General features: G+C 39.2%; 1 protein-coding gene. It reads right to left on the bottom strand.

The window, feature by feature from the left end; all coding sequences use genetic code 11:
- Nucleotides 1-3252, bottom strand: a 3252-nt coding sequence (locus tag EGI26_RS06970) for an SdrD B-like domain-containing protein (protein WP_255077313.1), incomplete at both ends; no start/stop codon positions are given.

Raw genomic sequence — 3252 nt, 5'->3', positions numbered from 1 at the left:
AAACCTGCATCTATCGTTTTGTTGTCTTCGCCACTGGCCAATACCACTGGGGCTGCTTTGCCCGTTGTTACGTCCGCATCGCTGTCTTTGGTATCGTCTGTGCCTTTGTCTTTGCTGGTTGGCTCATAGCCTGCTGGCTTGGTGAACTCTACCACATATTGTACACCTGGTTTCAAGTTCTCAAACTTATAAAGTCCAGCTGCATCTGTTGTAGTGCTGGCTACTGTATTACCATCTGCATCTTTGGCTGGGTTGCCTGCTGCATCCAACAATTTAACTACTACGCCTTGGATTGGGCTTTCGCCTGAATCTTGGATGCCGTTGTAATTCTTGTCTTCCCATACGTAGTCACCCAACTTCGCTGGTTTGAATATTCCAGCATCAACAGTTAAATTATTATCTCCACCTGCTAAAGTAATTGTACCGGTTTTTCCAGTTATTTTATCTGCATCACTGTCTTTTGTATCATCTGTTCCCTGATCTTTATCTGAACCAGTGTATCCAGTTGGTCTGATGAACTCAACAAAATAGCTACCCGGTACTAAATCATCAAAAAGGTATTTGCCATTAGCATCTGTAGTGGTTGTTCTTGAAACAGGATTACCGTCTTGGTCTGTACCAAAAAGATTCACAATCACACCCTGAACACCAATTTCTGTTCCGTCTTGTATGCCGTTGCCATTGATATCATCCCATACAAAATCTCCCAAAGAGGCAGTAGGAACAACATAAGCATCATCGCCGTCATCTTCATCAGCTGGATCTTTAGAATCATCATTATCTTCTGATCCAACTTTTCCATTTCCATTCGTATCGGCACCATTACCTGGTTTGGAATCAGGATCATATTGATCTACCGATTTTACTTCTGCTAAGTTAATAAATGAAACACCAGTTGCTGGCTGTCCAACTTTAACATTAAATGTAAGGGTTGATGAGGCTCCTGATGCAATGCTTGGAATAACCCAGGTAATAACATTGCCAGAAAGAGAACCGGAATTACTGATTGAAGATATAGCTGAATATCCATTAGGTACCACATCTTCAACTTTTACATTGGTAGCAGTTTGAGGACCAGCGTTTGATACTTTCACAGTAAATGTCACTACATCACCCACTTTAGGATATTTATCATCTACAGTTTTTACCAAACTCAAATCTGCAACTTGTGGTACTATCGTCTCTGGATCCTCATCATCTTCTGACTGGTCACCATCATCATTGTTTGGTGTTGAATCTATATCGTACTCATTAGAGGCGGTAACTTGAGCTACGTTTTTATAAACTACCCCCGTTAATGGTTCTTTTACCTTTGCAGTATATGTAAAGGTTTTTGTCTCATCTTTTAATACAGTTAAACCACTGAAGGTAATCTTATTCCCCGCAATTACACCTTGTGGTGAATTCGTCGCCGTTAGTGTGATATTCTCTAATCCATTTGGAATAATATCTTCTAATGCAACTCCTGTAGCTGTATTTGGGCCTTTGTTAGTTAGTTTTAATGTATAAGTTATTGTCTCCCCTACATTAGGTGTAGCAGTACTAACTGTCTTATCTAATTCTAGGTCAATAACTTTTGGTGTAGTTTTGGCATCATCACCATCATCTTCATCACCGGCGTCTTGCGTATCATCTGCATCTTGACTACCTATTCCACCTGTTCCGTTTGTATTTGCAGCGTTATTTGGTTTTGAGTCATTATCAAATTGATCAGAAGCTGTTACTCTTGCTACGTTTACAAAATCAACTCCCGTTCCAGGTACTTTAACTATCGCATCAAATGTAAGATTTACAAACTGACCATTTGGTATGCTTAAATTGCTCCATGTGATTTCTGAACCAGATAATGTTCCAGAATTAGAAATCGCACTAATTGTCTCATAACCATTAGGAACTAAATCTTTTACCTGTACGCCAGTAGCTGCACTTGGACCATCATTGGAAACCTTAACTGTAAAGGTTACTTTTTCTCCAACGTTTGGTGTTGCATTATTAACCGTTTTAACTAGGTTAAGATCTGCTTGCTGAGGTACTATAGTCTCTGGATCTTCATCATCTTCTGACTGGTCACCGTCGTCATTGTTTGGTGTTGAATCTATATCAAATTCATTTGCAGCAGTCACTTGAGCAACGTTTTTATAAACTACCCCAGCTATTGGAGATTTTACTTTTGCTGTGTAAGTGAATATAATAACTTGATCTTTATTTACAGTTAATCCGCTAAATGTAATCTTATTACCTGCAATTACACCTTGTGGTGAATTCGTCGCCGTTAGTATGATATTCTCCAATCCATTTGGAATGACATCTTCTAAAGCTACTCCTGTAGCAATTTGAGGTCCTTTATTAGTTAGTTTCAATGTATAAGTAACTGTCTCTCCAACGTTTGGTGTTGGATTACTTACTGTTTTATCTAACTCAAGATCTATCACTTTAGTAAATCCAGCATCCAATTTAGGATCATTTTCACCCGAAACTAGAGTTGCAGCGTGAGAAGTAAGGGTAGTAGAATTAATATCACTGTCGTTATTTACGTCTGTGGCATCTGTATTTGCACCTGTAATATCCTGTTTCGCTACTTGATATCCGCCAACTGTTCCAAATGTAACAGTATAGGTTCCAGGAGCAAGATTAGTAAATGCGTAGATACCTGAGGCATTGGTTGTTGATGTTTGAGCAGCAATTACGGTTCCATCGCCTTTTGTTCCATTTAGAGTTACAACAACTCCTTGGATACCTGGCTCGCCTGAATCTTGAATACCATTGTTGTTTATATCATACCACACGAAATCACCAAGGCTTGCTGGTCTGTACATACCTGCATCTATAGTTAGATTTGAGGCGTTAGTTCCAAGATTAATAACCGGAGATTGTTTTGTAGTTAAATCCGCATCACTATCTTTTGCATCGTCTGTACCTTTATTAGGCGATGTTAAAACATAGCCTGCTTTATCACCAAAGGTTACAGTATATGTTCCTTTTACTAAATTATCAAATAAATATTCTCCATTAGCTCCTGTGGTAGCTGTTTGACTTACCACATTTCCAAAGGCATCCGTACCATTTAATGTAACTGAAACCCCAGGAATACCCGGTTCACCTGAATCTTGAATTCCGTTTCCGTTTATATCTTCCCAAACAAAATCACCAATTTTAGAAAGACAAGCATTTACTGTCACGGCAACTGTAGCGGTAGTTGTACATCCACTTGCACTAGTAACAGTCAAGGTGTATGTACCAGCCGCAGCAAGT

The organism is Lacihabitans sp. CCS-44 (assembly GCF_024343735.1).
Taxonomy (GTDB): domain Bacteria; phylum Bacteroidota; class Bacteroidia; order Cytophagales; family Spirosomataceae; genus Leadbetterella.
Note: the sequence above shows the minus strand (reverse complement) of the source record. Positions and strands in the feature narration are given on the sequence as shown.